General features: G+C 71.0%; 20 protein-coding genes. 11 read left to right on the top strand and 9 right to left on the bottom strand.

Features of this window, described 5'->3' with window-relative positions:
* Positions 1-121: 121 nt before the first annotated feature.
* From AB0K60_RS03880 to AB0K60_RS03870, 3 genes are all read right to left on the bottom strand, one after another.
* The gene (locus AB0K60_RS03880) at positions 122-427 is read right to left on the bottom strand and encodes a hypothetical protein (RefSeq protein ID WP_364048285.1); all 306 of its coding nucleotides are present in this window, start codon (positions 425-427) and stop codon (positions 122-124) included.
* Positions 417-626 (bottom strand): hypothetical protein, encoded by a 210-nt coding sequence (locus AB0K60_RS03875; protein WP_364048283.1) that lies wholly within the window; start codon positions 624-626, stop codon positions 417-419. Before AB0K60_RS03875 ends, AB0K60_RS03880 begins: the two co-directional genes overlap by 11 nt.
* Positions 627-742: 116 nt before the next feature.
* Positions 743-988 carry a hypothetical protein gene (locus tag AB0K60_RS03870; RefSeq protein WP_364048281.1) on the bottom strand — a complete coding sequence of 82 codons (246 nt, stop codon included), beginning with the start codon at positions 986-988 and terminating at the stop codon, positions 743-745.
* Positions 989-1,104: 116 nt separating this feature from the next.
* Here AB0K60_RS03870 and AB0K60_RS03865 point away from each other — a divergent pair, with 116 nt between their 5' ends.
* The 6 genes from AB0K60_RS03865 to AB0K60_RS03840 all read left to right on the top strand — a co-directional run bounded on the left by AB0K60_RS03865 (position 1,105) and on the right by AB0K60_RS03840 (position 7,448).
* Positions 1,105-1,872, top strand: coding sequence for a helix-turn-helix domain-containing protein (locus AB0K60_RS03865; protein ID WP_364048279.1), 768 nt, complete (start codon positions 1,105-1,107; stop codon positions 1,870-1,872).
* Positions 1,873-2,232: 360 nt separating this feature from the next.
* A complete protein-coding gene (gene uxaC / locus AB0K60_RS03860) occupies positions 2,233-3,630 on the top strand; it encodes a glucuronate isomerase (RefSeq protein ID WP_364048277.1) in 1,398 nt (465 codons plus the stop codon).
* A gap of 53 nt (positions 3,631-3,683) precedes the next feature.
* Positions 3,684-4,664 carry a LacI family DNA-binding transcriptional regulator gene (locus tag AB0K60_RS03855; RefSeq protein WP_364048275.1) on the top strand — a complete coding sequence of 327 codons (981 nt, stop codon included), beginning with the start codon at positions 3,684-3,686 and terminating at the stop codon, positions 4,662-4,664.
* A gap of 15 nt (positions 4,665-4,679) precedes the next feature.
* Positions 4,680-5,891 carry a D-mannonate dehydratase ManD gene (manD, locus tag AB0K60_RS03850; protein ID WP_364048273.1) on the top strand — a complete coding sequence of 404 codons (1,212 nt, stop codon included), beginning with the start codon at positions 4,680-4,682 and terminating at the stop codon, positions 5,889-5,891.
* 30 nt (positions 5,892-5,921) lie between these two features.
* Positions 5,922-7,259 (top strand): mannitol dehydrogenase family protein, encoded by a 1,338-nt coding sequence (locus AB0K60_RS03845; protein ID WP_364048271.1) that lies wholly within the window; start codon positions 5,922-5,924, stop codon positions 7,257-7,259.
* A 30-nt stretch (positions 7,260-7,289) separates the two neighbouring features.
* Positions 7,290-7,448, top strand: a complete 159-nt coding sequence (locus tag AB0K60_RS03840; RefSeq protein ID WP_364048269.1) for a hypothetical protein — start codon at positions 7,290-7,292, stop codon at positions 7,446-7,448.
* Between the two features lie 55 nt (positions 7,449-7,503).
* Here the strand turns inward: AB0K60_RS03840 and AB0K60_RS03835 are convergent, their stop codons facing one another.
* Both AB0K60_RS03835 and AB0K60_RS03830 read right to left on the bottom strand, forming a co-directional pair.
* The gene (locus tag AB0K60_RS03835) at positions 7,504-8,442 is read right to left on the bottom strand and encodes a MarR family winged helix-turn-helix transcriptional regulator (RefSeq protein ID WP_364048267.1); all 939 of its coding nucleotides are present in this window, start codon (positions 8,440-8,442) and stop codon (positions 7,504-7,506) included.
* A gap of 82 nt (positions 8,443-8,524) precedes the next feature.
* Positions 8,525-11,350 carry a hypothetical protein gene (locus AB0K60_RS03830; RefSeq protein ID WP_364049270.1) on the bottom strand — a complete coding sequence of 942 codons (2,826 nt, stop codon included), beginning with the start codon at positions 11,348-11,350 and terminating at the stop codon, positions 8,525-8,527.
* Positions 11,351-11,823: 473 nt separating this feature from the next.
* Between AB0K60_RS03830 and AB0K60_RS03825 the strand changes: the two genes are divergently transcribed.
* The 5 genes from AB0K60_RS03825 (at position 11,824) to AB0K60_RS03805 (ending at position 19,980) form a co-directional block, all read left to right on the top strand.
* Positions 11,824-13,377 (top strand): hypothetical protein, encoded by a 1,554-nt coding sequence (locus AB0K60_RS03825; protein WP_364048265.1) that lies wholly within the window; start codon positions 11,824-11,826, stop codon positions 13,375-13,377.
* Positions 13,378-13,977: 600 nt separating this feature from the next.
* Positions 13,978-15,600 carry an LCP family protein gene (locus AB0K60_RS03820; RefSeq protein WP_364048263.1) on the top strand — a complete coding sequence of 541 codons (1,623 nt, stop codon included), beginning with the start codon at positions 13,978-13,980 and terminating at the stop codon, positions 15,598-15,600.
* 318 nt (positions 15,601-15,918) lie between these two features.
* Positions 15,919-17,895 (top strand): acyltransferase family protein, encoded by a 1,977-nt coding sequence (locus AB0K60_RS03815; RefSeq protein WP_364048261.1) that lies wholly within the window; start codon positions 15,919-15,921, stop codon positions 17,893-17,895.
* Positions 17,896-18,000: 105 nt separating this feature from the next.
* On the top strand, positions 18,001-19,209 hold the full coding sequence (locus AB0K60_RS03810; RefSeq protein WP_364048259.1) for a glycosyltransferase: 1,209 nt from the start codon (positions 18,001-18,003) through the stop codon (positions 19,207-19,209).
* A gap of 12 nt (positions 19,210-19,221) precedes the next feature.
* Positions 19,222-19,980: an acetoacetate decarboxylase family protein gene (locus tag AB0K60_RS03805; protein ID WP_364048257.1), complete on the top strand. Its 759-nt coding sequence runs from the start codon at positions 19,222-19,224 to the stop codon at positions 19,978-19,980.
* Here AB0K60_RS03805 and AB0K60_RS03800 read toward each other — a convergent pair.
* From AB0K60_RS03800 to AB0K60_RS03785, 4 genes are all read right to left on the bottom strand, one after another.
* The gene (locus tag AB0K60_RS03800; protein WP_364049269.1) at positions 19,977-20,858 is read right to left on the bottom strand and encodes a glycosyltransferase; all 882 of its coding nucleotides are present in this window, start codon (positions 20,856-20,858) and stop codon (positions 19,977-19,979) included. The genes AB0K60_RS03805 and AB0K60_RS03800 overlap by 4 nt on opposite strands.
* Positions 20,859-21,046: 188 nt before the next feature.
* Positions 21,047-21,814 (bottom strand): CDP-alcohol phosphatidyltransferase family protein, encoded by a 768-nt coding sequence (locus AB0K60_RS03795; protein ID WP_364048255.1) that lies wholly within the window; start codon positions 21,812-21,814, stop codon positions 21,047-21,049.
* Positions 21,792-22,832 carry an iron-containing alcohol dehydrogenase family protein gene (locus AB0K60_RS03790; protein WP_364049267.1) on the bottom strand — a complete coding sequence of 347 codons (1,041 nt, stop codon included), beginning with the start codon at positions 22,830-22,832 and terminating at the stop codon, positions 21,792-21,794. The genes AB0K60_RS03795 and AB0K60_RS03790 overlap by 23 nt, the downstream gene beginning before the upstream one ends.
* Positions 22,833-22,887: 55 nt before the next feature.
* The gene (locus AB0K60_RS03785; protein WP_364048253.1) at positions 22,888-23,634 is read right to left on the bottom strand and encodes a phosphocholine cytidylyltransferase family protein; all 747 of its coding nucleotides are present in this window, start codon (positions 23,632-23,634) and stop codon (positions 22,888-22,890) included.
* Positions 23,635-23,646: the final 12 nt, after the last annotated feature.

Genomic DNA, 23,646 nt, shown 5'->3' with positions numbered 1-23,646 from the left:
GCGTACCGGCCTGCACTCCTCGCCGTCCTCAGCGAGACGGCACGCCCGCGACCTTGGATGATGCAGCCAGCGGCGGAATCGTCTTGAGCGCCACCCTCAGCCGCTCCACAGCAACTCCGCCTCACCTCTCCCGGACGACCTGATTGTCCTCGGCGGCCGCGCCACCGCCCGCCCCATCACGCCACAGCCGGGCGACCACACCGAGATACCGGTACTCCGGGCCGGTAAGCCGGTTGTCCAGAATCACCAGACGGATGATCCCCGGCGTCCCCTCCGGCATGGCCGACAACGCGGCGCACAACTGCCGCTCAGCGACGTCGAACATATCGGTCACCCCGGCAACGCCGTGTCCGTCGCCGTCATCGGCGTCGTAGGCGAACAGCGGTCGGCAGTAGGTCCGCTGTGGAAGCCCCTCCTTATTCTCCATCGCGCGTGACCTCCTTCCCGCCCAACGGCGCGTACCGACCGGGCAGGCAGGAGGAGGTCTCGGCCTCCCTCATCCGTGCCTGCAGGCCGACCACCGTGTCCGCCTCGATGTCGAGCCCTTCCGGCATGGGCCATGCCGGAACCGCGTAGAACTTTCGCGCCCACACCCGATACATCACCAGCCAGCACGGCTCGATCATGTCGAGCCCGGCCGCGGCCGCCCGCCGCCCCTCGTCCCACCGAACGCGGACCCACGGCGTCCGCGCCGTTCCCGGACGATGCCGCCCTGTACTGTGTCTGCCTCCACCAGCCGTTCTCATCGCCGCCGCCGAAGGACGAAGGCGGCGAGGAACGTCATTCCGACGAACATCGTCGCGGTGGACAGATGGGCCACCAGCGGCGGGTGACCGATCACCCGACTTCCCAAGAACCGGACCGATGCCGGAAATTGCTCAGATATACGAATGGCAGTAAGTGCCGAGAATCTGCCCGCCGGGCTTCGCCAGATCATCCAGTCCGGTAAATCTGTTTGAAGATCTTTTGGAGATCGCCGCAGTGCCATGGACAAAAGAGTGGCTGGCAGGTCAGGCCGTTCCCACCACGTTTCCGGGACGGCAAGGACGTTTACCGCTACCTTCGAATTCCGTCCTCAACGTCCCGTGATGCGAGGCCCCGGCTGTGACCAACAACCCTCTACGCCATGCCATGACCCGTGCGAGACTTACCGAAGAGGACCTCGCCGAACGGTGCGGGGTGGACGTGAAGACGGTGTCCCGCTGGCTGACCAATGAAGGACGAATGCCGCATCCACGCCATCGGTGGGCCGCCGCAGATGCGCTGGGAGTTGACGAATCCGTGCTGTGGCCAGATGCGATCAAGAACACGGTCAAAACCGGCCCTGACCGAGAGGTCGTGTCGGTCTACCCTTACCGGTCCGCCTGCCCCAAAAGCGTTTGGCGTTCCCTGATCACCGCCGCCAAGGCGAGCATCACCCTGGCCGGTTACACCAACTACTTCCTCTGGCTGGAACATCCCAACCTCGCCAAGGTGCTGAAGCGCAAGGCCGAGCAGGGGTGCCGCATCCGATTCCTGATCGGCGACCCCGACAGCGACGTGACACGCCGGCGGGAGGAAATCGAAGCGGTACCCCTGACCGTGTCGACCCGAATCAGGATCACGCTCGCCGAACTTGACCAACTCAAAGACGTACCGGGGATCGAGGCACGGTTCGGCGAGGAACACATCGCGTTGTCGGTCTTCCAATTCGACGACGAGATGCTCATCACGCCACATCTGGCAAGGCTTGTCGGCCACGATTCCCCGATGCTGCACTTGAAGCGACACCAGGACGACGGCCTGTACGACCGCTTCGCGTATCACGTCAACGAACTGTGGTCGGGCGGCCGGGACATCTGGACGGGCGTCGGCACTCATCCAGGGCGTTGAGACGAAAGGTTGCGATGGCCCCGAGAAATGCGGCCATTATGAAAGGCGTGATCTATGGGAAGGGCGGCCACCGCCTCGGCCGGTGAACCCCGGCCTGTGGATGCCGGGTGACGAGTCCATCGACGATCGGCCAGTATCTTCGCTCACGCAATCTCGATGTCGGTCCGCTACGGCCCAGGCCCGTGGCCGGAGGAGGCCCACCGGCTCCCCGACGATCCCCCGCCGCCCGGCGACGACGAGCTTTTCATGCCAAGCGTCGTGCGCCACGCGCGCCCTGTCCGTCTCGCTCGCGGTCTCGGGTTGACGGGTGCTGGCGGGCGCGGTCAGACTTGCGTCTGCAAACCTTTGCAGAGGGGTGCGATGGGAGACTATCTGTTCCCGGCCGAGCCCGGGGTGCGCGCGATCGCGCGGGAGCTGTACGGCCACACGCGGGGGATGCCGATCGTCAGTCCGCACGGTCACGTGGATCCGGCGATGCTCGCCGGCGACGAGCCGTTTCCCGATCCGGCGCGGCTGCTGATCGTGCCCGACCACTATGTGACGCGGCTGCTGGTGAGCCAGGGGGTCGCGCCGGAGCGGCTGGGGGTCGCGCGGCTGGATGGTGGGCCCGTTGAGGAGGATGGGCGGGCGATTTGGCGGGTTCTCGCGGAGAACTGGCATTTGTTTCGGGGGACGCCGTCGCGGCTGTGGCTGGAGTTGACGTTTCGGGAGGTGTTCGGCCTCGGCGATGTACGGCTCGGTCCCGAGACGGCCGATGACGTCTATGACGCGATCGCGGGGCGGCTCGCGGAGCCGGGGTTCCGGCCGCGGGCGCTGTTCGAGCGGTTCGGGATCGAGACGCTGGCCACCACCGAGTCGCCGTTGGATCCGCTGGAGCATCACGACCGGCTGGCCGCGGACGGCTGGGGGAAGCGGGTGATCACCACCTTTCGGCCGGATGACGTGGTGGACATGGACAACCCCCGGTGGGCGGACGCCGTACGGAGGCTGGGAGAGCTCACCGGTGAGGACACCGAGGACTACGACGGGTATCTGAACGCGTTGCGGGCGCGGCGCGAGTACTTCAAGGCGCGCGGGGCGACCGCCACCGATCATGGGCATCCGACGGCGGGTACGGCGGAGTTGGATCGCGAGGACGCGGCCCGGATGTTCAAGCGGCGGCTGAACGGCACGGTCGTGGACGGCGACGCCGAGTTGTTCCGGGGGCACATGCTGGTGGAATTCGCCCGGATGTCGGTCGAGGACGGGCTGGTGCTGCAACTGCATCCGGGGCCGTACCGCGATCACGACGCCTGGCTGCGCGGTGGGTTCGGCGCCAACGTGGGCGGCGACATCCCGACGGCGACCGAGTACACGCGGGCGCTCAAGCCGCTGCTCGACCGGTTCGGGCACGAGCCGGGGTTCCGGATGGTGGTGTTCACGCTGGACGAGTCGGCGTTCACGCGGGAGCTGGCGCCGCTCGCGGGCGTGTATCCGGCGATGTACCTGGGCGCGCCGTGGTGGTTCCTGGACAGCCCGGAGGGGTTGCGGCGGTTCCGGGAGACGGTGACCGAGACGGCCGGGTTCTACAACACCGCCGGGTTCGCCGACGACACCCGGGCGTTCTGCTCGATTCCGGTGCGCCACCAGGTGGCGCGGCGGATCGACGCGGCGTTCCTGGCCCGGCTGGTCGCAGAGGACCGGCTGCCGCTCGACGAGGCCGCGCAGACGGCCGCCGATTTGGCCTACCGCCTGCCCAAGCACGTCTATAAGCTGTGAAAAGGTTTGCAGACCTTGCAGCAACAGCGCGTGCACCAGAGGAGGGTCGCACCATGGCGGTGACGATCCAGGACGTGGCCCGGGCCGCCGGCGTCTCGGTGTCCACCGTGTCGCGTGCGCTCTCCGCGCCGGAGATGGTCCGGCCCGAGACGCGCGTGCGGGTGCGGGCGGTGGCCGAGACCCTCGGCTACCAGCCGAACCCGGCCGCGCGGGGCCTGATCACCGGCAGGACCACGAACCTCGGCGTGATCGTGCCCGATCTCACCAACCCGTTCTTTCCCAGTCTGCTCAAGGGGGTGCAGGCGCGGGCGCGTGAGGCCGGTCACGCCGTGTTCCTCGCCGACTGCCAGGAGGACGGCGCGGAGGAGGCGTCGCTGGTCACCGCGATGGCCAAGCAGGTGGACGGCGTGATCCTGTGCTCGTCGCGGATGACCGGGCCGATGCTGGAGAAGGTGCTGGGCCTGGTCCCGATGGTGTTCCTCAACCGCTCGGTGCCCGGCCGCCCATCGGTGATCATGGACGGCGCGGGCGGCATGCGGCAGGCCATCGACCATCTGGCCGCGCTCGGTCACCGGCACATGGCCTACCTGAACGGCCCTCGCGACTCGTGGAGCAACCGGGAGCGCGGCAAGGGGTTGCGGCGCGCCGACCGGCACGGCATGAAGGTGACGCGGTTCGGGCCGTTCGCGCCCCGGTTCGAGTCCGGGCAGCAGGCCGCCGATCTGGTGCTCGCCTCCGGGGCGACGGCGGTGGTCGCCTACAACGACGTGATGGCGCTGGGCGTGCTCGCCCGGCTCGCCGAGCGGGGCGTGCCGGTGCCCGCCGCGGTGAGCGTGGTCGGCTTCGACGACATCACCTTCGCCGCGATGGCCACGCCCGCGCTCACCACAGTGGACCTGCACGGCGAGCGGGCCGGGCGGGCCGCCGTCGATACGCTGCTCGGGGTGCTGGCGGTGCGCGAGGGCGAGCCGCGGCAGATCCTGGACTCGGCGCTGATCGTACGGGCCTCCACCGGCCCGGCCCCCGGCACGTGAACCACCAGGAGAATCATGAAGATCGCAGACGCCCGTGTCATCGTCACCTGCCCCGGACGCAACTTCGTCACGCTCAAGATCACCACGGAGAGCGGGCTGACCGGCGTCGGCGACGCCACGCTCAACGGCCGAGAGCTGGCCGTGGCGAGCTACCTCACCGACCACGTGTGCGGGCTGCTCATCGGGCGCGACGCGTCCCGGATCAACGACATCTGGCAGTACCTGTACAAGGGGGCCTACTGGCGGCGCGGGCCGGTGACGATGTCCGCGATCGCCGCCGTGGACACCGCGCTGTGGGACATCAAGGGCAAGGCCGCCGGAATGCCCGTTTATCAGCTTCTCGGCGGCAAGGCGCGCGCCGGGGTCATGGTGTACGGCCACGCCAACGGCGCGACCGTCGACGACGCCGTGGCCGAGGTGGGCCGGTACCTGGACGCCGGCTACAAGGCGGTGCGGGTGCAGTGCGGGGTGCCGGGCTTGGAGCACGTGTACGGCGTGAGCGATGATCGTGACTTCTACGAGCCGGCGACGGCCGGGGTCGCCCCCGAGGAGGCGGTGTGGGCCTCGGAGAAGTACCTCGACTTCGCGCCGGGGCTGTTCGCGGCGGTGCGGGAGGCCCACGGGTTCGGGTTCCACCTGCTGCACGACGCCCACCACCGGCTCACGCCGATCGAGGCGGCGCGGCTGGGGAAGGCGGCCGAGCCGTACCGGCTGTTCTGGCTGGAGGACCCGATCAGCGAGGAGCTGCAGGAGGGGTTCCGGACGATCCGGCAGCACACCACGACGCCGATCGCCGTCGGCGAGGTCTACAACTCGATCTGGGACTGTCAGCAGCTCATCACCGAGCAGCTCATCGACTACATCCGCACCACGGTCGTGCACGCGGGCGGCATCACCCACCTGCGGCGCATCTTCGACCTGGCCGCGCTCTACCACGTGCGCACCGGCTCGCACGGCGCGACCGATTTGTCCCCGGTGTGCATGGCCGCCGCCCTGCACCTGGACATCTCGGTGCCGAACTTCGGCATCCAGGAGTACATGCGGCACACGCCGGAGACGGACGAGGTGTTCCCGCACTCCTACCGGTTCGAGGACGGCATGCTGCTGCCCGGCGACGAGCCCGGCCTCGGCGTGGACATCGACGAGGAGCTGGCGGCGAGGTACCCCTACCGGCAGGCGTACCTGCCGGTCAACCGCCTGGAGGACGGCACGGTGCACGACTGGTGAGCGCCTGCCACGCACACGTGAGGGAGTGTCATGACCGGTGAGCCGCCGCCGCTCGGCCTCGGCACGCTGAGCCGCCTGCCCGCCTCGGCCCGGCCCCTGGTGGACCCCGCCGACCTGGAGGTGGGCGTGCTGCACCTCGGGCTCGGCGTGTTCCACCGGGCCCACCAGGTCGTCTACACCGAGGAGGCGATGGCGGTCACCGGCGACCGCCGGTGGGGCATCTGCGCGGCCGGCATGCGGTCGCGGGCGACCGTGGACGCGGTCGCCGCGCAGGACGGGCTGTTCAGCGTGCTGGTCCGCGACGGGGATCCCGCGGGGGCCCCGGTGACGGTGGAGCTGCGGGTGTACGGCGCGCTGCGTGAGACGCGGTTCGGCGCGGAGGTGATCGAGCGCGTCGCCGACCCGCGAATCAAGGTGGTCACGATCACCGTGACCGAGAAGGGCTACCTGCCCGGCCAGGACACGATCGCCTGGCTGGTCGCGGGTCTTGAGCGGCGGTCGGCGACCGGCGGGGGACCGCTGACCGTGCTCTCCTGCGACAACATGCCGCACAACGGCCAGGTCGTGCGGGACGCGGTGCTGGCGTCGGCCGGGCATCTGCGCGACTGGATCGACGCGAACGTGGCGTTTCCCAGCTCGATGGTGGACCGGCTGGTGCCGACGCCCCGGCCGGAGGACCTGGCCGAGGTGGCGGCGGCGCTCGGGGTGAGCGACCGGGCGGCGGTGGCGACCGAGCCGTTCCGCCAGTGGGTGATCGAGGACCGTTTCGCCGCCGAGCGCCCGGCCTGGGAGAAGGCGGGGGCGTTGATCGTGCCGGACGTGGCCCCGTACGAGCTGATGAAGCTGCGGCTGCTCAACGGGAGCCACTCGCTCATCGCGTACCTCGGCATGCTGCACGGCTGCGAGACCATCGCCGAGACCGTGGCCAGGGACGACGTCGCGCAGGCCGTGCGGGCGCTGATGGATCAGGACATCACGCCCACGCTCCCCGTGCCCGAGGGCTTCGACGTCGAGGCCTACAAGCGGCAATTGCTGCAGCGCTTCGCCAACCCGGCACTGCGCCACCAGACCGCCAAGGTCGCCGCCGACGGCTCGCTGAAGCTCCCGCTCCGCCTGGTCACGGTGATGCGGGAACGGCTCGCCGCCGGGGCGACCCCGTCGTACGCCGCCTTGGGCATCGCCGCCTGGATGCGCTGGGTCAGCGTCGCCCCCACGCTCGACGACCCGATCGCCCCGGCGCTGACATCGGCCGCGGCCACGGCCCGCTACCCCGGCGGCCTGGTCGCCGCGCTCCTGCCCCTGATCGCCACCGACCTCCCTCCAGCCGCCGCCGAACTGGTGACCGAACAACTCGCCACCCTGTGGTGACCACACTGTGGTTTGGGCATCGCCGCCTGGATGCGCTGGGTGAGCGTCGCCCCCACGCTCGACGACCCGATCGCCCCGGCGCTGACATCGGCCGCGGCCACGGCCCGCGACCCCGGCGGCCTGATCGCCACCGACCTCCCTCCAGCCGCCGCCGAACTGGTGACCGAACAACTCGCCACCCCGTGGTGACCACGCTGTGGTGAGGCGGGTCCCGATGATCGGGGTGGTGGTCAGGCGGGCCGAGTCAGGCGGGCTGAGGCGGGGGGTGCTCTGCTTGTGATCCTTCGGCGTCCGGCTCGGCGTCGAGAGGCTTTTCGAACCAGTGGTGGGCATAGGGCTCGTCGTTGAAGGCGGGCACCTCGCGGTATCCGGCGGACCGGTACAGGGCGATGGCGGAGGTGAGGGCGCGGTTGGTCTCCAGCCGCACCGTCCCCGCGCCCGAGTCGGCGGCTCGCGCCTCCAGTTCCTCCAGCAGGCGGCGGCCCAGACCGAGGCCGCGTACGGTCTCGGCGACCCACATGCGCTTGATCTCGGCCGGGGCGTCGCGGTGGAACTTGAGCGCCCCGCAGCCCACCGGCTCCTCACCCAGGCGGGCGACGAGCAGCAGGCCGCGCGGGAGCGTGAGTTCGGCGTCGGCCGCCGGGTTGCTGCGGCCGGGGTCGAAGCCGTTCTCGAAGCGGCGGTTCAGTTCGGCGAAGTACGCCGCCATGCAGTGGCGGGCGTGGGGGTGACGGGGGTCGATCGGCGAGATCTCGATCATCGAGGCGAGCAGCAGGCGTTCGACCTCGGCCATCGCGGCGGCGAGCCGTTCCCGCTGGGCCGGGGTGAGGGGGTTCAGGATCGAGGCGGCCAGGTCGTCGGAGCGGCGGTCCAGTTCGGCGCGTTCGGCGAGGCCGGCCGGGGTGAGGCGGGCCGTGCGGATGCGACCGTCGGTGTCGCTGGGGGCCACCGTGACCAGTCCTTCGGCCTCCAGCGCCCGGAGCAGGCGGCTGAGGTAGCCGGAGTCGAGGCCCAGTCGCCCGCGCAGGGAGCGCACGTCTGCGCCGTCGGGGCCGATCTCCCACAACACTCGCGATTGGCCGAGCGGGCGGCCCCGGGACAGGTATGCCTCCTCCAGCGCGCCGACCCGCTGCGTGACCGTGCGGTTGAAGCTTCGCACGCGCTCGATAAGCAGTTCGTGCACTCTCTGACTTTAGTCAGAGAAGTGTAGATGTGTCAGCCATCAAGGGGGTGCCCCTCAACGGCAACGGCTCGACCTGGCGGCGCTAGGCGGGCACGGTCATCCAGACGTCGATGGCGAGGGTCCAGGTGCCGTCGGGGGGTGTGACGAGGGATCGTTCGTCCTGGCGGGTGCGCGATGAGAGGGCCAGGGCGGGTGTGCCGTACGGGGCGAGTTGGGATTGCTCGGCGGCGAGCAGCACCGGGGTGCGTCCGGCGGTGCGGACGCGGGCGGTGAGGCGGGCGACGGCTGCGGGGGGCGCGAGATCGGTGCCGGGAGTTACGGCGATCCGGGCGGTCGGGAGGCCGCAGGTGCCGCGTACGACCTGGGTGAAGCGGTCGCCGGTGACCCGTTCGACGATCAGGACCGAGGCGTCGCGGGGCATCGCGCCGCACAGCCTCGCCACCGCCGCGGCCTCGCCGCGGTTCACCGGTGTGAACGCGGTTCCGATCGAGGTCACCGCGCCGGGGATCAGGAGCGACAGCGCGCCCACGGCGAGCAGGGCGTTCTGCCGGAGGCGGCCGTGGCCGGCGCGGCGCACCCGGTCCCGCAGCCAGCGCAGGCCCAGCACGGCGAGCAGGATCAGGCCGGGGATGATGATCGCCACCAGTCGCCGGGAGGCGAACGGATGGTCCGGCGTGATGCCCGGCCGCCACAACGTCGTCACCGTCGTCCACTCGATGATCGCCAGCGGCAGCAGCCACACGAACTCGCGCCCCCGTGCCAGGCGATACGTCAGCACGGCCGCCGCGAGCGTGGCGAACACCACCACCGGGACGCCGACGTACCAGATCACCCAGTACAGCGAGTCCTCGTAGTACAGGCGGGTGGAATCGGGCGGCAGCCCGTTGGCGAGCTGCGTCTTGGCGATGAAGTCCGCCGTGAGCATGTCCTCGTCAGTGGTGGGCAGACGCCGCACGGTCTGCACCCAGGGCCGTATCGCGAAGACCGCCACAGCGGCCACCACCACCCCCGCCGCGACCGCGGGCAACCATCGCGCGACACGCGCCGACGGCCGCCGCACCAGCAGCGCCACCCGGCGTCCCAGTCGCGGGGCGAGCGCGGTCCCGAGCACGGTCAGCACCACGACGGCCGCGCAGATCGCCAGCAACGGCACCAGCGAGTCCGACAGATCGGCCAGGTACGGCCGCGCCAGCAGATAGGCGGCGAGAAAGCCGATCCCTCCCCCCGCCAGCAGACCGCCCAGCAACGGCCGGCCGAGCCGCCCGTCCGAAGTATCCGAAGTATCGGAAGTATCCGAAGTATCGGAGGCCGCGACGCCTGCTGTCCGTGGGGCAGCGGTCTTGGATCCGCCCCGACGTCGCCGACTGCGATAGCGGTGCAGGGCGATCAGCATGCCCGCGTAGGCGAGCACGGGCAGCACGTCGCGCAGGGCGTCGATTCTGACCAGGAGCGCCAGCCCGAAGACGAGCCCGGCGAGAGCGGCGACGACGGCCGCGTCACCCGCCTGGACCGCCCGCGTCACCGCCAGGGCACGCATGAGTCCTGCCCCGCGCCTTTCGGCGGCGCGCCCTTCGTCCTCTTCCGCCGCCGCCTCTTCCGCCACCCTCCTTTCCGCCGTTGTCCTTTCCGCCACCGTCCTTTCCGCCGCTGTCTTTTCCGCCACCGCCCCTACGACGGCCCGACCCGCCCGGGTAGCCCCTTCGGCAGGGCGGCCGACCCGGGCGAGCCACCGCCGCACGGTCGGAACCGGCCCGGGATCGTCCTCGGGCAGCGGCGCGGGGGCCACGGGCAGGTACCCGACGCCGAGCAGGCCCGCCCGCAGCCGGTACCGGGCGTCCAGCAGCAGACTGATCGCGCCGAACAACAGGATCAGCGAGCAGGTCTCGCTGAACGGCGCCCGCGAGGTGTACAGAAGCGGCAGGCTCACCGCGAGCACCACGGCCGCGAGCACGGCCCATCGAGCACCCACGAGCCGCGCGACCGTCCCCCCGAAGGTGAGAACCGCCAACGCCCCGAGGAGCGAAGGCATCAACATCAACCCGGGCAGGCCGCCCATCCAATGCCCGAACGCGAGGATGATCGGAGTTCCGGGCATGAACTGCGGCTGAATCCCGAAGCCCGGCCCCTGGACCGCCGAGTCCCGCAGGTCGCCCCGACCTGAACCCCCCTGACCCGAACCGCCTCGGCCCGCACCGTCCGTATCGGCACCCGGCGCACCCGAGCCACCCCGATCCGAACCACCCTGGCCTGAACCACCCGGATCCGAGCCACCTCGGCCCGCACCGTCCGTATCGGCACTCGGCGCACCCGAGCCACCCCGATCCGAACCACCCTGGCCTGAACCACCCGGATCCGAGCCACCTCGGCCCGCACCGTCCGTACCGGCACCCGGCGCACCAGAATCGCCCCGATCCGAACCACCCTGGCCCGCGCCGTCCCCACTCGCGCTCGGCCCGCCCGCATCACCCGCATCCAGGTCGTCGTCCCAGACAGTGCCATCGGGGCGCACACCGTAAAAGCCGACGCTGTCGAAGCGCAGGGCCGGGTCGGGGCCTCCGAAGGCGGCGGAGTCGGTGGGGATTGGGAGGGTTCCGTTCGTGGCCAGCCAGATCGCGTACTGGGCGTACGTGGCCGGGTCCCGGCGCACGATGAGTTGCTCGCTGTGCAACATGCCGTTGAAGATTCCGGCGGCGAGGGCGATCCCGAGCAGCGCGGCAGTCTGTCTGGCCGTCGCCTCGACGGTTTCGGGCATGCGGCGCAAGCCGTACCGGCCCAGCAGGAACGCCAGGCCGACGCCGAGCAGGATCATCTGCACCGGGCCGAACCAGCCGAGCAGCAGCAGCGGCACTCCGGCGAGCAGCCAGCCGCTGAGGGCGAGCGCGGGAACGGCGGAGGCCACGGCGAGCACCTGGCCCGCCGAAGGCCACCCCACACTTTGACCCCATGTCGCCTTCATCTGGCGGCGAGCTTAGTGGCCCAGACCACCACATCCGACGATCGGGCGGAAAACGAGTGACCAGCCGGCCTCATGCGGGCGGCACAGCACGGGCGATCACAGCCCTCACGTGCGACGCAATCGGGACGAATCAGGTAGCGTGCCGGAAATCCGGGGCACGCGCGGCCCATGGGCGAGGGGCGCGAGCGCTTCCGGTAAGCGGCCAGAGTGGTCGGGCAGGTCGTCGGGACGGTCGGGCAGGCCGTCGGCACGGTCGTCGGGACGGTCGGGCAGGCCGTCGGGATGGTCGGCCCGGCGGCGCGTGGGGCGCGATGGATTCGCGAGTTTCGGTCCACACTCACCTCCTACGGTGTGTAATCAGACCGTCACGCTATCGGCCTGTACCGACAAAACCGAGGGCCGACGAAACCGAGGGAGGGAGCAGGGTGGACGGGGCTCGCGAGGAGACGACGAGCGCGCCGGAGGCGGTGACGTCCGAGCGGCCCGGGGTTGCGGTGCGTTCGGGCCCGGCCGTCGTGCCGCGTCACGCGCGGGTGAGGGCCTGGGCGGGGCGGCATCGGTGGTTTCTCGTGGTCTTCGGGGTGGCGGCGGCGCTGCGGGTGACGGCGGCGCTCGGGTTCCGGCCGGTGCTGTGGTTTCCGGACTCGTACACCTATGTGGTGACGGCGCTGCGACCGAGCCCGGATCTGGTGCGGCCCGCCGGGTACTCGATGTTCCTGCGGGTGTTGGAGCCGTTTCACAGTTTCGCGGTGGTGGCGTTCGCGCAGCATCTGTTCGGGCTCGCGATGGGTGTGGTCGTTTACGTGGTCGCCGGGCGGTTCGCGCCGCGGTGGATGGCCGTCGTGGCGGCGTCGCCGGTGCTGCTGGATGCCTACCAGATCCAGTTGGAGCGTCTGCTCGTCTCGGACACGCTGTTCGCGCTGCTCGTCGTCGCGGCGACGGGGATCGCCATGCGCCGGGACCCGGGGCCGCGCGCGGGCGTGGCGGTGGGCCTGCTGCTCGCCGGGGCGACGCTCACCCGGAGCATCGGGCTGCCGCTGATCGTCGTTGTCGGGGTGTGGTTCCTGTCGCGGGCGCGCGGGCGGCGGTGGCGGCGGGTGGGGCCCGCCGTGGCGCTCGCGGTCGCGGTGCTGCTGCCGGTCGGCGGCTACGCGGCCTGGTTCTGGGGGACGCACCACCGGTTCGGGCTGGTCGGGGCGAACGGGGTGTTCCTGTACGCCCGGACGATGTCGTTCGCGGACTGCGCGGTCATGCGTCCGCCGGGTGATCTGGCGGTGTTGTGCGATCCGCGTCCGCCGTCCGCGCGGCCGCCGTCGCAGGAGTACATCTGGGATGACGACTCGCCGCTGGTCAGACTGCCGGGCATCACGTTCCTCGCGCGCACCGACGCGCTGGCGGGACGGTTCGCCGTGCTGGCCATCCGTAGTCAGCCGCTGGACTACCTCGCGTCCGTGGCCGCGGAACTGGTCCGCTCGTTCACCTGGGGGCGGCCCGTGTACCCGACCCAGGAGATCTACGACCTGTACGAGTTCCCGGCCGCCTCGCCCCCGCCGCCGAGCCGTGGCCCGGCGACCTTGGGGGTCCGACTGGCAGAGCAGTACGAGCGGGGGCCGATCACGACCTCGATCGTCGAGCCGTACGCGGGGATCCTGCGCGGCTACCAGGACGTCGCCCGCCTGCCGGGCACGGTGCTGGTCGCCGTCCTGCTGGTACCGCCGCTGGCCGCGGCGACGCGGCGACTGCGACGGCTCCGGCCGGATCGGGCCGCCGGTCCCCGGCAGGGGAACCGACGCCCGAGCGGGGAGGTGCGCCGGTATGGTCCGGCGGAGTGGGTTTTGCCGTGGACGACGGCGGTTGTGCTGCTCGTGGTTCCGGCGGCGACGGCCGAATTCGACTATCGATACGTCCTTCCGGCCGTTCCGCTGGCGTTTCTGGCCGGCGCGACCGCGCTTCGGCGACATTCCGATCAGGGCGGCTAGCTGGGAGTTTCCTGGCAATCACGGAGGAGTAATCCCGAACCCGCCACGCCAAATGTCCGGATCTCGGTATGCTGACCGCCAGATCATCCAGCGGAGCCAAACGGGATCGGTCACACGGAGCCTGCCGATCACGTGTCCCCGAGCCGTCTCGGTGGCCTAAACCTCAGGGGCAGAATGAGCGAGCATCGACACGTCGCCCTTCAGGATCACGCTTCCAGGGCCGGTGGGGCACCCCCCGCTTCAGGCCGCAGGGCCGCTCGCCGCGCACGGGGCGGGGAGGCCCCCTCCCAGGGCGGCGACGCCAACCGCGGGCCGCAGGCCGGTCCGCGGTCGGGCACGCACGCGGCTCCGCAGGGCGGACCCCCGGGGTCGTACCCGGGGATGCAGCCGGGGACACAGGCAGGGACACAGGCAGGGACACAGGCAGGGACACAGGCAGGGACACAGGCAGGGACACAGGCAGGGACACAGGCAGGGACACAGGCAGGGACACAGCCGGGGCCGCACGCCTTTGGCCCGCATTCCGGCCCTCACCCGGTGCACGGGCGCCCGGGCGGCGTGCCGCACGCCGGTGGCCCCCACGCCTCGGCCGTTCAAACGATGCCTTCCCGGCATTCTCGCGCGGCGGGCACGCAGACCCTCGACCCGTACCGGGAGGGGCCGCTCGGCGAGCCGGACGGTGGTGACGAGCCACCCCGAGGGCGCCGCCGCTCGCAGGCGAGGGGCGGCGGCGGCAAACGCATGCGGGTGCTCGCGTACATCAGCGTGGTGCTCACCGCGGTCATGGTGATGGTCACCCTCGCGGCGTACAAGGTCTATCGGGACGCCCTCGGCGGCATCAACCGCAGGGACATCGCCACGGCGCTGGGCAAGAACCGCCCGGCGAACACCACGGGCGCGCTGAACGTCCTGCTCGTCGGCTCCGACACGCGGGCCGGCAAGGAGAACCACAAATACGGCCAGAAGACCGTCGGCGAGCGCACCGACACGATCATCCTCATGCACATCTCCCCGAACCGGGACAAGGCGCTGCTCGTCAGCCTGCCGCGCGACTCGATGGTGCAGCACCCCGAGTGCGTCAACCCGACCACCAAGGCCCGCATCGCCCCTCGGCTGGAGATGATCAACGCCGCGTTCAACGACGGCGGCATCGTGTGCACGATCAAGACGATCGAGGCGAACACCAAGATCCGCATCGACCACTACATCAAGGTGGACTTCGCGGGCTTCAAGAACATCGTGAACGCCTTGGGCGGCATCGAGATCTGCCTCCCGCACGCGGTCGACGACAAGAAGGCCAAGCTCAAGCTCCCCGCCGGCAAGCAGATCGTGATGGGCGAGGAGGCCCTCGGCTACGTACGGCTGCGCTCGGGCATCGGCGACGGCAGCGACATCAGCCGGATCAAGCGCCAGCAGGTCTTCCTCAACCAGGTGGTGAAGAAGGCGACCAGCAGCGACCTGCTCACCAACTTCGGCAAGCTGAACGCGTTCGTCACGGCCGCCGCCCACTCCGTCGAGATGGACTCCGACCTCAACACCGAGGTCCTGATCGAGATCGCGCAGAGCGGGCGCAAGCTCGTCTCCGGCGGTATCAAGTTCATCACCATTCCCTGGGAGCCGTGGCCGGCGAACAAGGACCGCGTGCAGTGGAAGCAGCCCGACGCGGACAACCTGTTCAACGCCATCCGCAGTGACGTGGACCTGCCCACCGCGACGCCCAAGGCGAGCAGCTCGGCGTCCAAGGCCCCGACCAAGGTGGCGATCAAGCCGGGTCAGGTGCGGATCCAGGTGCTGAACGGCACGAGCGTCCCGGGCAAGGCCAAGGAGGCCGCCGAGGCGCTGGCCGCGCAGGGCTTCAAGGTCGTCGAGGTCGGCAACGCGCTGCAGGCCGACGGCACCGAGTACCTCAAGACCAAGGTGCTGTACCCGGAGCGGGCCGCGAACGGCGCGGACTACGCCACTCCGGTGATCGGCAAGCTGCTCACCAAGGGCGTCACGGCCGAGGCCGGGCGGGTGCGTCCGAACGGCGCGGTCACGCCCTTCACGCCCTCGACGTCGACCACGACCGCCGCCACCGGCGCCGCGACGGGCACGGGGGCGACCGACAAGGGGCCGCTGATCCAGCTCATCATCGGCAAGGACTGGGACGGCGTGAAGATTCCGGTCAAGATCCCCGACAGCGCCAGGGTCGTGGACTCCAAGACCAACGTCTGCTCGGCGTGATCGACAAGGCGGACCCCAGCCGGCACGGTATCCGGCCCGATGCCTGTCAGCGCAGGTCAGGCCAGGGTTTACGGGCAATGCGAGGTGCGGTCCGGTTGGGGTCCGGTCCGGGTCTGGTGGGGGTCTGGTGGGAGTTCGGTTGAGGTTCACGGAAAATTCGAATCAGATTCGGTGTTCAGTGGCGAGGACGACAGAGATGCGGTGGCGCGTTATCGTGGGTGATCTGGCGGGCACGCTCACCGCTTCGAATCATTTGACGCGTGGGGGCGTTCTCGCTGACGTCTCCGTTCTCCGAGCAGATAGCTGAGCGTTTCCCCAGTGAGCGACACCCGATCGTCCTTCCACGCACCGGTCCCGCGCGCCGACGACGGGGATTCTCCCGATACCGACCAGGATGCGCCGACCAGCCAGATGGATCGGGTGCCCGCCTGGCCGGATCCCCCGGATCAGACCGAGCGCCCCGGAGCGAGGCCGCCGGCGCCCAAGATGCCGATGCCGCCCGTGCCGCCCATCCCCCATGTAGACGCTCCCAAGGACGACGGCTGGTCGTTCTGGGAGCGTCCCAAGCGCTCGCCGGAGGCCCCGGAGCCGCGGGCGTCCGGTCCGACGCCGCCGCCCGGTGCGCCCCGCGCCGCCGCGCCGCATTCGTCCGGACAGCCCTCCGGCGACCCGTACGCGTCACGTCCGTCCACGCCCCTGCCCCGCCGCAAGCCGTCCGGCACCGGCCGGGCGGACGCGCCGCCCGCCGGCTCCGGCGGCGGATGGCCTTCCGCCGGGCCGTACGGGGACGCGGCGTCCCACGGCCGGGGCGGCCACGGGGACGCGCTGGGCGCCGCCCGCTCCGGCGCGTCACGCCACTCCGGCGGCCCGTACGGCGACGTGCCCCCCTACACCGACCCCGGCGCGGACGACGCGCTGGGGGCCGCGCCGACGTCCACGTTCCCCGCGATCGACGCGGATCCGGGCGTGCCGCACCCCGTCGGCCCGGGCTTCGGCGGCGGGTTCGGCTCCCCGCGCCCCACGTCGCCCGAGCCGCGCTCCGGCCCGGATCGGCACCCCTATCCGGCCCCGTACGCGCCCGACCCGGCGGCCTCGTACGCGCCCCTCGACGCCGAGGCCCTGTACGCGCCCGAGCCCGCGACCCTGTACGCCACCCGTGAGAGCGTCCGGCGCGAGGACCCCGCGCACGAGCCCGCCCGGACGGACGGCCAGGCGCACCCGGCGACGCCCCCCGCCCCGCAACCCCCGGCCACGGACGCCGCCCCGGCGACGCCCCCCGCCGCCCCACCGGCCAAGCGCAGGCGCGACCCGTACCTCGACAACGTCAAGTTCCTCCTGATCGCTCTCGTGATCATGGGCCACTCGCTCGTGCCCACGCTCGACGCGGACTCGGCGAGGTCGGCGTACCTGTTCATCTACGTGTTCCACATGCCGCTGTTCGTGATCATCAGCGGTTACCTGAGCCGGACCTTCTGGAACTCCAACGCCAAGACCAACAAGCTGGTCGACACCTTCCTGGTGCCCTACGTGATCGTCGAGGTCCTCTTCGCCGTGCTGCGGTACGCGCTCGGCCAGAAGTGGAGCCTCACGATCATCGACCCGGCGTGGCTCAACTGGTACCTGGTGGCGCTGCTGCTGTGGCGGCTCAGCACACCGGTGTGGAAACGCATGCGCTTCCCGATCACCCTGTCGATCATCGTTTACCTGCTGGCGGGCCTGTCCGACCTGCCGGGCGACTTCAGCATGGACCGGTTCTTCGGCCTCATGCCGTTCTTCGTGATCGGCTTGATGCTCCGCGAGGAGCACCTGGAGATGCTCAACCGCACCTGGATCAAGGTGGCCGCCGGGTTCGTGCTCGCGGGCGCGGTGGTGGTGGCGATCCTGGTGGCGCCGCACGTCAAGCTCGGCCCGATCTACTACAAGAGCGGCTACGCCGAGTTGCACATGACGTGGTGGACGGGCATGGGCGTGCGCGTCGGCCTGCTGATCGCCGCGCTGCTGATGTCGGCGGCGATCCTGGCGCTGGTGCCACGCGGGCGCACGTGGTTCTCCGACCTCGGCACCCGCACCCTGTACGCGTACATCCTGCACGGCGTGGTGGTGCTGACCGCCAAGGAGCTGGGCTGGCTGAGTTTCCCCTGGCTGTTCGGCCCGCTCGGCGTGGCGGCGATCGCGACCAGTGCCTTCGCGCTCGCCATCATCCTGTGCCTGCCGGAGACGCGTCGCCTGTTCAGCTGGATGCTCGAACCCCGGCTGAGCTGGCTTTACCGCACCAGCAGCGCCCGGAGCAAGTAGCCCGGCGGGCGCGGCGAAGGTGCCGGGCCAGAAGTTCAGCGGCGGTTTCGCCGACGTTCACCGGCCGCATTCGGCGGTGACGGAGGCGGCACCCAGCATGGCGACATGAGGGTGTGTGTCGGGACAGTCGTCCATCATCCCGAGGATGCCCGGATCATGCATCGGCAGATCCGGGCATTGCTAGCAGCGGGCCATGAGGTCACCTATATCGCCCCATTCACCGACTGCAACGTGACGCCGCCGCCGGAGATCCGGGCGATCGACGTGCCGAGGGCCGTCGGCAGGCGGCGCGGGCGGGCGCTGCGGGCCGCGTGGAGCGCGCTACGGCGGGGCGTTCGGGACGCGGACGTGCTCCTCGTGCACGACCTGGAGCTGCTGCTCGTGCTGCCCCCGGAGCGCCGCCGCCCGCCGACCGTGTGGGACGTGCACGAGGACGCGGCGGGCGCCTTGGACGATCGCCCGGACCTGCCGGGGTTCGCCCGCCGCCCGCTGCACGCCCTCACCCGGTGGCTGGAGGACCAGGCCGAGCGCCGCCTGCGCCTGATCCTCGCCGAGGAGTCCCTGAGCGAGCGCTTCCCCGGCGGCCACCCGGTCGTCCCGGACACCACGTACGTCCCGCCGGTGCCGCCCGCGCCGCCGAAGGACCGGCGCGTGGTGTACGTGGGCCGCCTGTCGCACACGCGGGGCGCGGCCGACATGATCGAGCTGGCCCGGCGGCTCGCCCCGCACGGCATCCGGCTCGACCTGATCGGCCCCGCCGACCCGCCGACCCGGGCGCTGCTGCGCGACGCGCAGCGGACCGGCCTGCTCGACTGGTACGGCCACGTCCCCAACCGGCACGCCCTGCGCATGGCCGAGGGCGCGCTGGCGGGCCTGTCGCTGCTTCACGACGCCCCGCACCACCGGCGGTCGCTCCCGGCCAAGGTGATCGAGTACATGGCCCACGGCGTCCCCGTGGTGACCACCCCGCTGCCGATGGCCGCCTCGCTCGTCGGCCGCGTCGACTGCGGGGTGATCGTGCCGTTCGGGGACGTGGCGGCGGCGGCGCGAGCCGTACTCCGGCTGAAGGACGACCCCGAGCGGCGCGCGGCGATGGGCGCCCGCGGGTACGCCGAGGCGCTGCACCACTTCCACTGGCCCGACCACGCGACGGAGTTCGTCGGATACCTGGAGCGACTGGCGGCCACGCCCGCCACCGTCTCCGCACACCACGGCAAGACCCGCCTGAACGCCGATCACGGGGACGGCCCCGCCGGGACGCCCGCCGCGGGGCCGCACCTGCCCACCCCGATGACACACAGCCGCCCGGCGTGATCTCCTGGTCATATGGCTAGGCACATCATCCAGGGGCGCGAGCTCGTCATGCCCGTGGAAATCCGGGACGCCACCGTCTGCGGCGCGACCTACCTGGTGCGGGCCGACGCCGCGCGCGCCGTGCTCGCCTACTCCGGCATGGACGTCACCGAGGTGCTCCCCGGCAAGGCGATCTGCGTCCTCGGCTTCGTCCGCTACCACGACGGCGACCTCGGCGCGTACAACGAGTTCTGCGTCGCGTTCCTGGTCCGCCCGCCCGAGGGCGGCAGGCCGCCGGCGCGCAGCCCGCTCGCGGGCCCCCGCGACCTGCGCCAGGTGGGCGCGGGCGCGTTCGTGCACTGGCTGCCGGTGGATCAGGGCTTCACGTTGGAGGCGGGCCGGGCGATCTGGGGCTTTCCCAAGGAGCTGGCCGACGTCGATCTGCGGCTCGACTCGCCGTACAAAAGGTGCATCCTGCGCCGCGACGGGCGTCTGGTGCTGGACATGCTCATCCGGCCCGGCATCCCGCTTCCGCCGCCCGCCGTGCTTCCCCCGGTGACGCTCCCGCGCGTGGACGCGTTCACCCATCTGGACGACGTGACCCGCCGCACCCGGTGGACCGTCGGGGCCTCGGGGGTACGCCTGCGCCCGGGCGGCGCGCTGATCAGGCTCGGCAACCATCCGATCGCGAAGGAGCTGAGCGAACTCGGCCTCCCGAAGACCGCCCTGCTATCGGGTACGGCGAGGCACGTGCGCATGTCCATCGAGGACGCGGCCCCGGCGGCGCGCTAGACGATCGGGGGCCGCCCAAGCCGGAGCATGCGCCAGGCGGTACGCCAGGCCATGGGGCGGCGCTCGCCGGCGGGCTGGCGCAGCCCCTCGCCGAAGCCCTTGAACCAGGCCTTCAACGCGGTCAGGGAATGCTCGCGGATCAAGGTGAGCACGATCCAGTCGAGCAGGTAGAGGGCCGCGAGCGGCCAGGGCAGGTTGCGGCGGGCCAGCCAGACCCGGTTGCGCGCGTTGAGCCGGTGGAAGTCGGCGTGCCGCGTCGGCGGCACCTGCGGGTGGTACATCACCGTCTGCGCGTCGTACTCGATGCGGTAGCCCTCGCCGAGCAGCCGCCAGGCCAGGTCGGTCTCCTCGTGCGCGTAGAAGAACTGCTCGGGCAGGCCGCCGACCTGCAGGAAGGCCGAGCGCCGCACCGCGCTGGCGCCGCCGAGGAACGTGGTGACCGGCGAGGAGCGGGCGGGGTCGCCGGCGCGCAGCCGGGGCACGTGCCGCCGCTGGCCGGCCCCGCCCTCGGGGTCCATCACCCGCAGCGAGATCACCGCGAGGTCGGGCTCGCTGGCGAACCGCTCGCGGATGTGCGCGGCGACCTTCTGGTTGGCGTACCAGCCGTCGTCGTCGAGGAAGAGCACCACGTCGCCGGAGCACTCCTGCACCCCGCGGTTGCGGCCCTCCGGGATGCCGACGTTGTACGGCAGGCGGATGGTCTTGACCGTCGCGGCGGACCCCTCCGGGGGCGTGGCCTTGATCTCCGGCACGTCCGCCCCGTTGCCGACGATCACGACCTCGACGTCACCATCGGACTGATTGAGGGCGGACTCGACCGCCCGGTCCAGCTCCGCGACCCGGTTGCCCATGGTGAGAATGACACATGAGATCTTCAACGCGTCATCGCCCTGACGCATGGAAGGCACATGCTTTCATGATCACCATGTTCTGTGTGAGGCTGCATCTCGGGGTGTACGGTCTTTGCTGGGCAACAAGGGTATCGGAACCACGGGCGAACCCCGGCCAAACGGCGGGTGTCCAAACGGTTCGACGTTCGATGACCGCCCAGGGTTCCGATACTGGATCACGTTAGCCGCCGCGACGCCAGAATGCTCACCAGGTGCAGAACAAGTTGTACGACGGCGACGATCGCGCAGGCCACGACGAGCCACCGGGTCACGATCAGGTCGCCCCGCAGCATGTCGACCACCGCCGCGACGAGCGCGATCAGGCTCAGCTCGACGGCCTGAACGAGCCGGTGGAAGCGCAGGACCGCCGCCGCCCGGCGGGCCCGCGCAAGACCCGCCGAGCGGAACTGCCCCGCCGCCGCCTCGGTGGCCGCGACCAGCCCGGAGCGGGCCCGCGCCACGTCCACCAGGTCGGTCTCCGCCTTGATCAGGATCGCGCCGAGCGCCGCGGCGAACCCCAGCACGGTGTACCAGTCCGGCCACACCTGTGAGGCGCGGAACCCCAACCCGATGAGGATCGCCGCCTCGGCGAAGTAGTGCCCCACCCGGTCCAGGTACACCCCGGTGATCGAGGTGCGTCCGGTGTACCGCGCGAGCTCCCCGTCGGAGCAGTCGAGCAGCAGGTACACCTGCACCAGCACGGCCGCGGCGAGCGCCGCCCACAACCCCGGCAGCGCGAGCACCGCGCCCGCCAGCACCCCGGTCACGATCATCAGCCCGGTGACCTGGTTGGGGCTGATCGGCGTGCGCGCCAAGGCGTACGTCACGTAGATCGACAACTTGCGCATGTACAGCAGGCCGGCCCAGTGCTCGCCGTTGCGCCGGTCGATCGTCGACGGCGGCTGGGCGAGGTGCCGGAACTCAGCCAGCGACGGCATCGACATAGTCCCTCACCCGGTCGCGTACCTCGGCCTCCGACAGCCGCAGGTGCTCAAGAATCGTGTACCGGCCCGGACGCGTGGACGGGGCGAGCATCACGGCCTCGGTGAACTGCTCGGCGGTGAGGCCGACGTCCGCCGGGGTCACCGGCAGCTCGTGGCGGCGCAGGCACTCGGTCACCAGCGTCAGCCGCCGCGCGTCCTCGCGCAGAAAGAAGCAGAAGGCCGTCCCGATCCCGGCGAGTTCGCCGTGGTTGGACGTGCCAGGAAACAACTGATCCACGGCATGCAGGATCTCATGATCTCCGCCGCTCGACGGACGGGACGACCCGGCGACCACCATCGACATGCCGGACAGCACCAGCGACTCGGCGAGCACGGTGAGGAACGCGTCGGACTCGATCGAGTCCTCCCGGCCGAGCACCGCCTCGGCGCTGGTGCGGGCCATCGACACCGCCAGGCCGTCGATCGGCTCGCCGCGCTCGACGTTGCCGAGCTGCCAGTCCTCGATCGCGGACAGGTTGCTGATCACGTCGCCGACGCCGGAGCGGACCAGCGACGGCGGCGCGTTGTGCACAAAGTCGAGGTCCACCAGGATCGCCAGCGGCATCGGCACGCCGAACGAGCCCTTGCCGCCCTCGTGCTCCAGCGACGAGACCGGCGAGCAGATGCCGTCGTGGGACAAATTCGTCGCCACCGCCACCATCGGGATGCCCGCCAGCGACGCCGCGTACTTGGTCACGTCGATCGTCTTGCCGCCGCCGATGCCGACCACGGCCTCGTAGGCGCCCTTGCGCAGGCCGGCGCCGAGGGACACGGCCGCGTCCACCGAGCCGTCGGGCGTGTGGAACACCTCGGCGTCGCACAGCGTCGGCGCGATCATGCGGGTGATGTGGTCGCCCTGGCCGGAGCCGACGGCGACGGCGACCCGCCCCGAGGTGGCCACCCGGCTGTCGGCGAGCAGCGCCCCGAGGTCGGCGACGGCGCCGCGCCGTACCTGCACGGTCAGCGGCGCGGTCAGCATGCGGGCTAGTAACGGCATGGCGACCCCCCGGCCGGGCGGCGGCATGCGAGATTCATCACACCGACTCCTCGTAGCGGCCCGCGATCCGCCGGGCCTTGGCGAGGTCGTCGTGGTTGTCCACCTCGACCCAGTCGACCTTGCCGATCGGCGCGATCGCGATCTTCTCGCCGCGGGCGACCATCTCGGCGTAGCCGTCCTCGTAGTACAGCTGCGGGTCCCGCTCGAACGTCGCCCGCAGCGCGTCGGCGAGCCGCTCGGCCGCGCCGGGCCGGATCAGCGTGGCGCCGATGTACTCGCCGTACGCCGCCGCCGGATCCATCAGCTTGGTGATCTCGCGAAGGTGCCCCTCCTCGGACAGGGTGACCTTCATCTCCTCCTCGCCCAATACCTTGACGTCGTCCACCGCGAGCAGGACGTCGGTGGTCTCCGGCGCCGCGAGCAGCGTCTTCTCCACCGACACCGGATGCACGGTGTCGCCGTTCACCAGCAGCGCGCCCTGCCGGAAATGGTCGCGTGCGCACCACAGCGAGTAGGCGTTGTTCCACTCCTCGGCCTTGTCGTTGTGCACGAGGGTGAGCCGCACGCCGTGCCGCCGTTCCAGCGCGTCTTTGCGGTCGTGTACGGCCTGCGCCGCGTAGCCGACGATCACCACGACGTCCCGCAGATCCACGGCGGCAAGATTGCGCAAGGCGATGTCGAGGATCGTCGTCTCGCCGTCGACCGGCACGAGCGCCTTCGGCAGCGTGTCGGTGTACGGCCGAAGCCGGCGTCCGGCCCCGGCGGCCAGCACCATTCCGAGCAAGGTGCACTCCTG

The sequence above is a fragment of the Thermopolyspora sp. NPDC052614 genome (assembly GCF_040678635.1).
In the GTDB taxonomy this organism is placed as follows: domain Bacteria; phylum Actinomycetota; class Actinomycetes; order Streptosporangiales; family Streptosporangiaceae; genus Thermopolyspora.
This window is presented reverse-complemented; position numbering and strand designations above follow the sequence as displayed.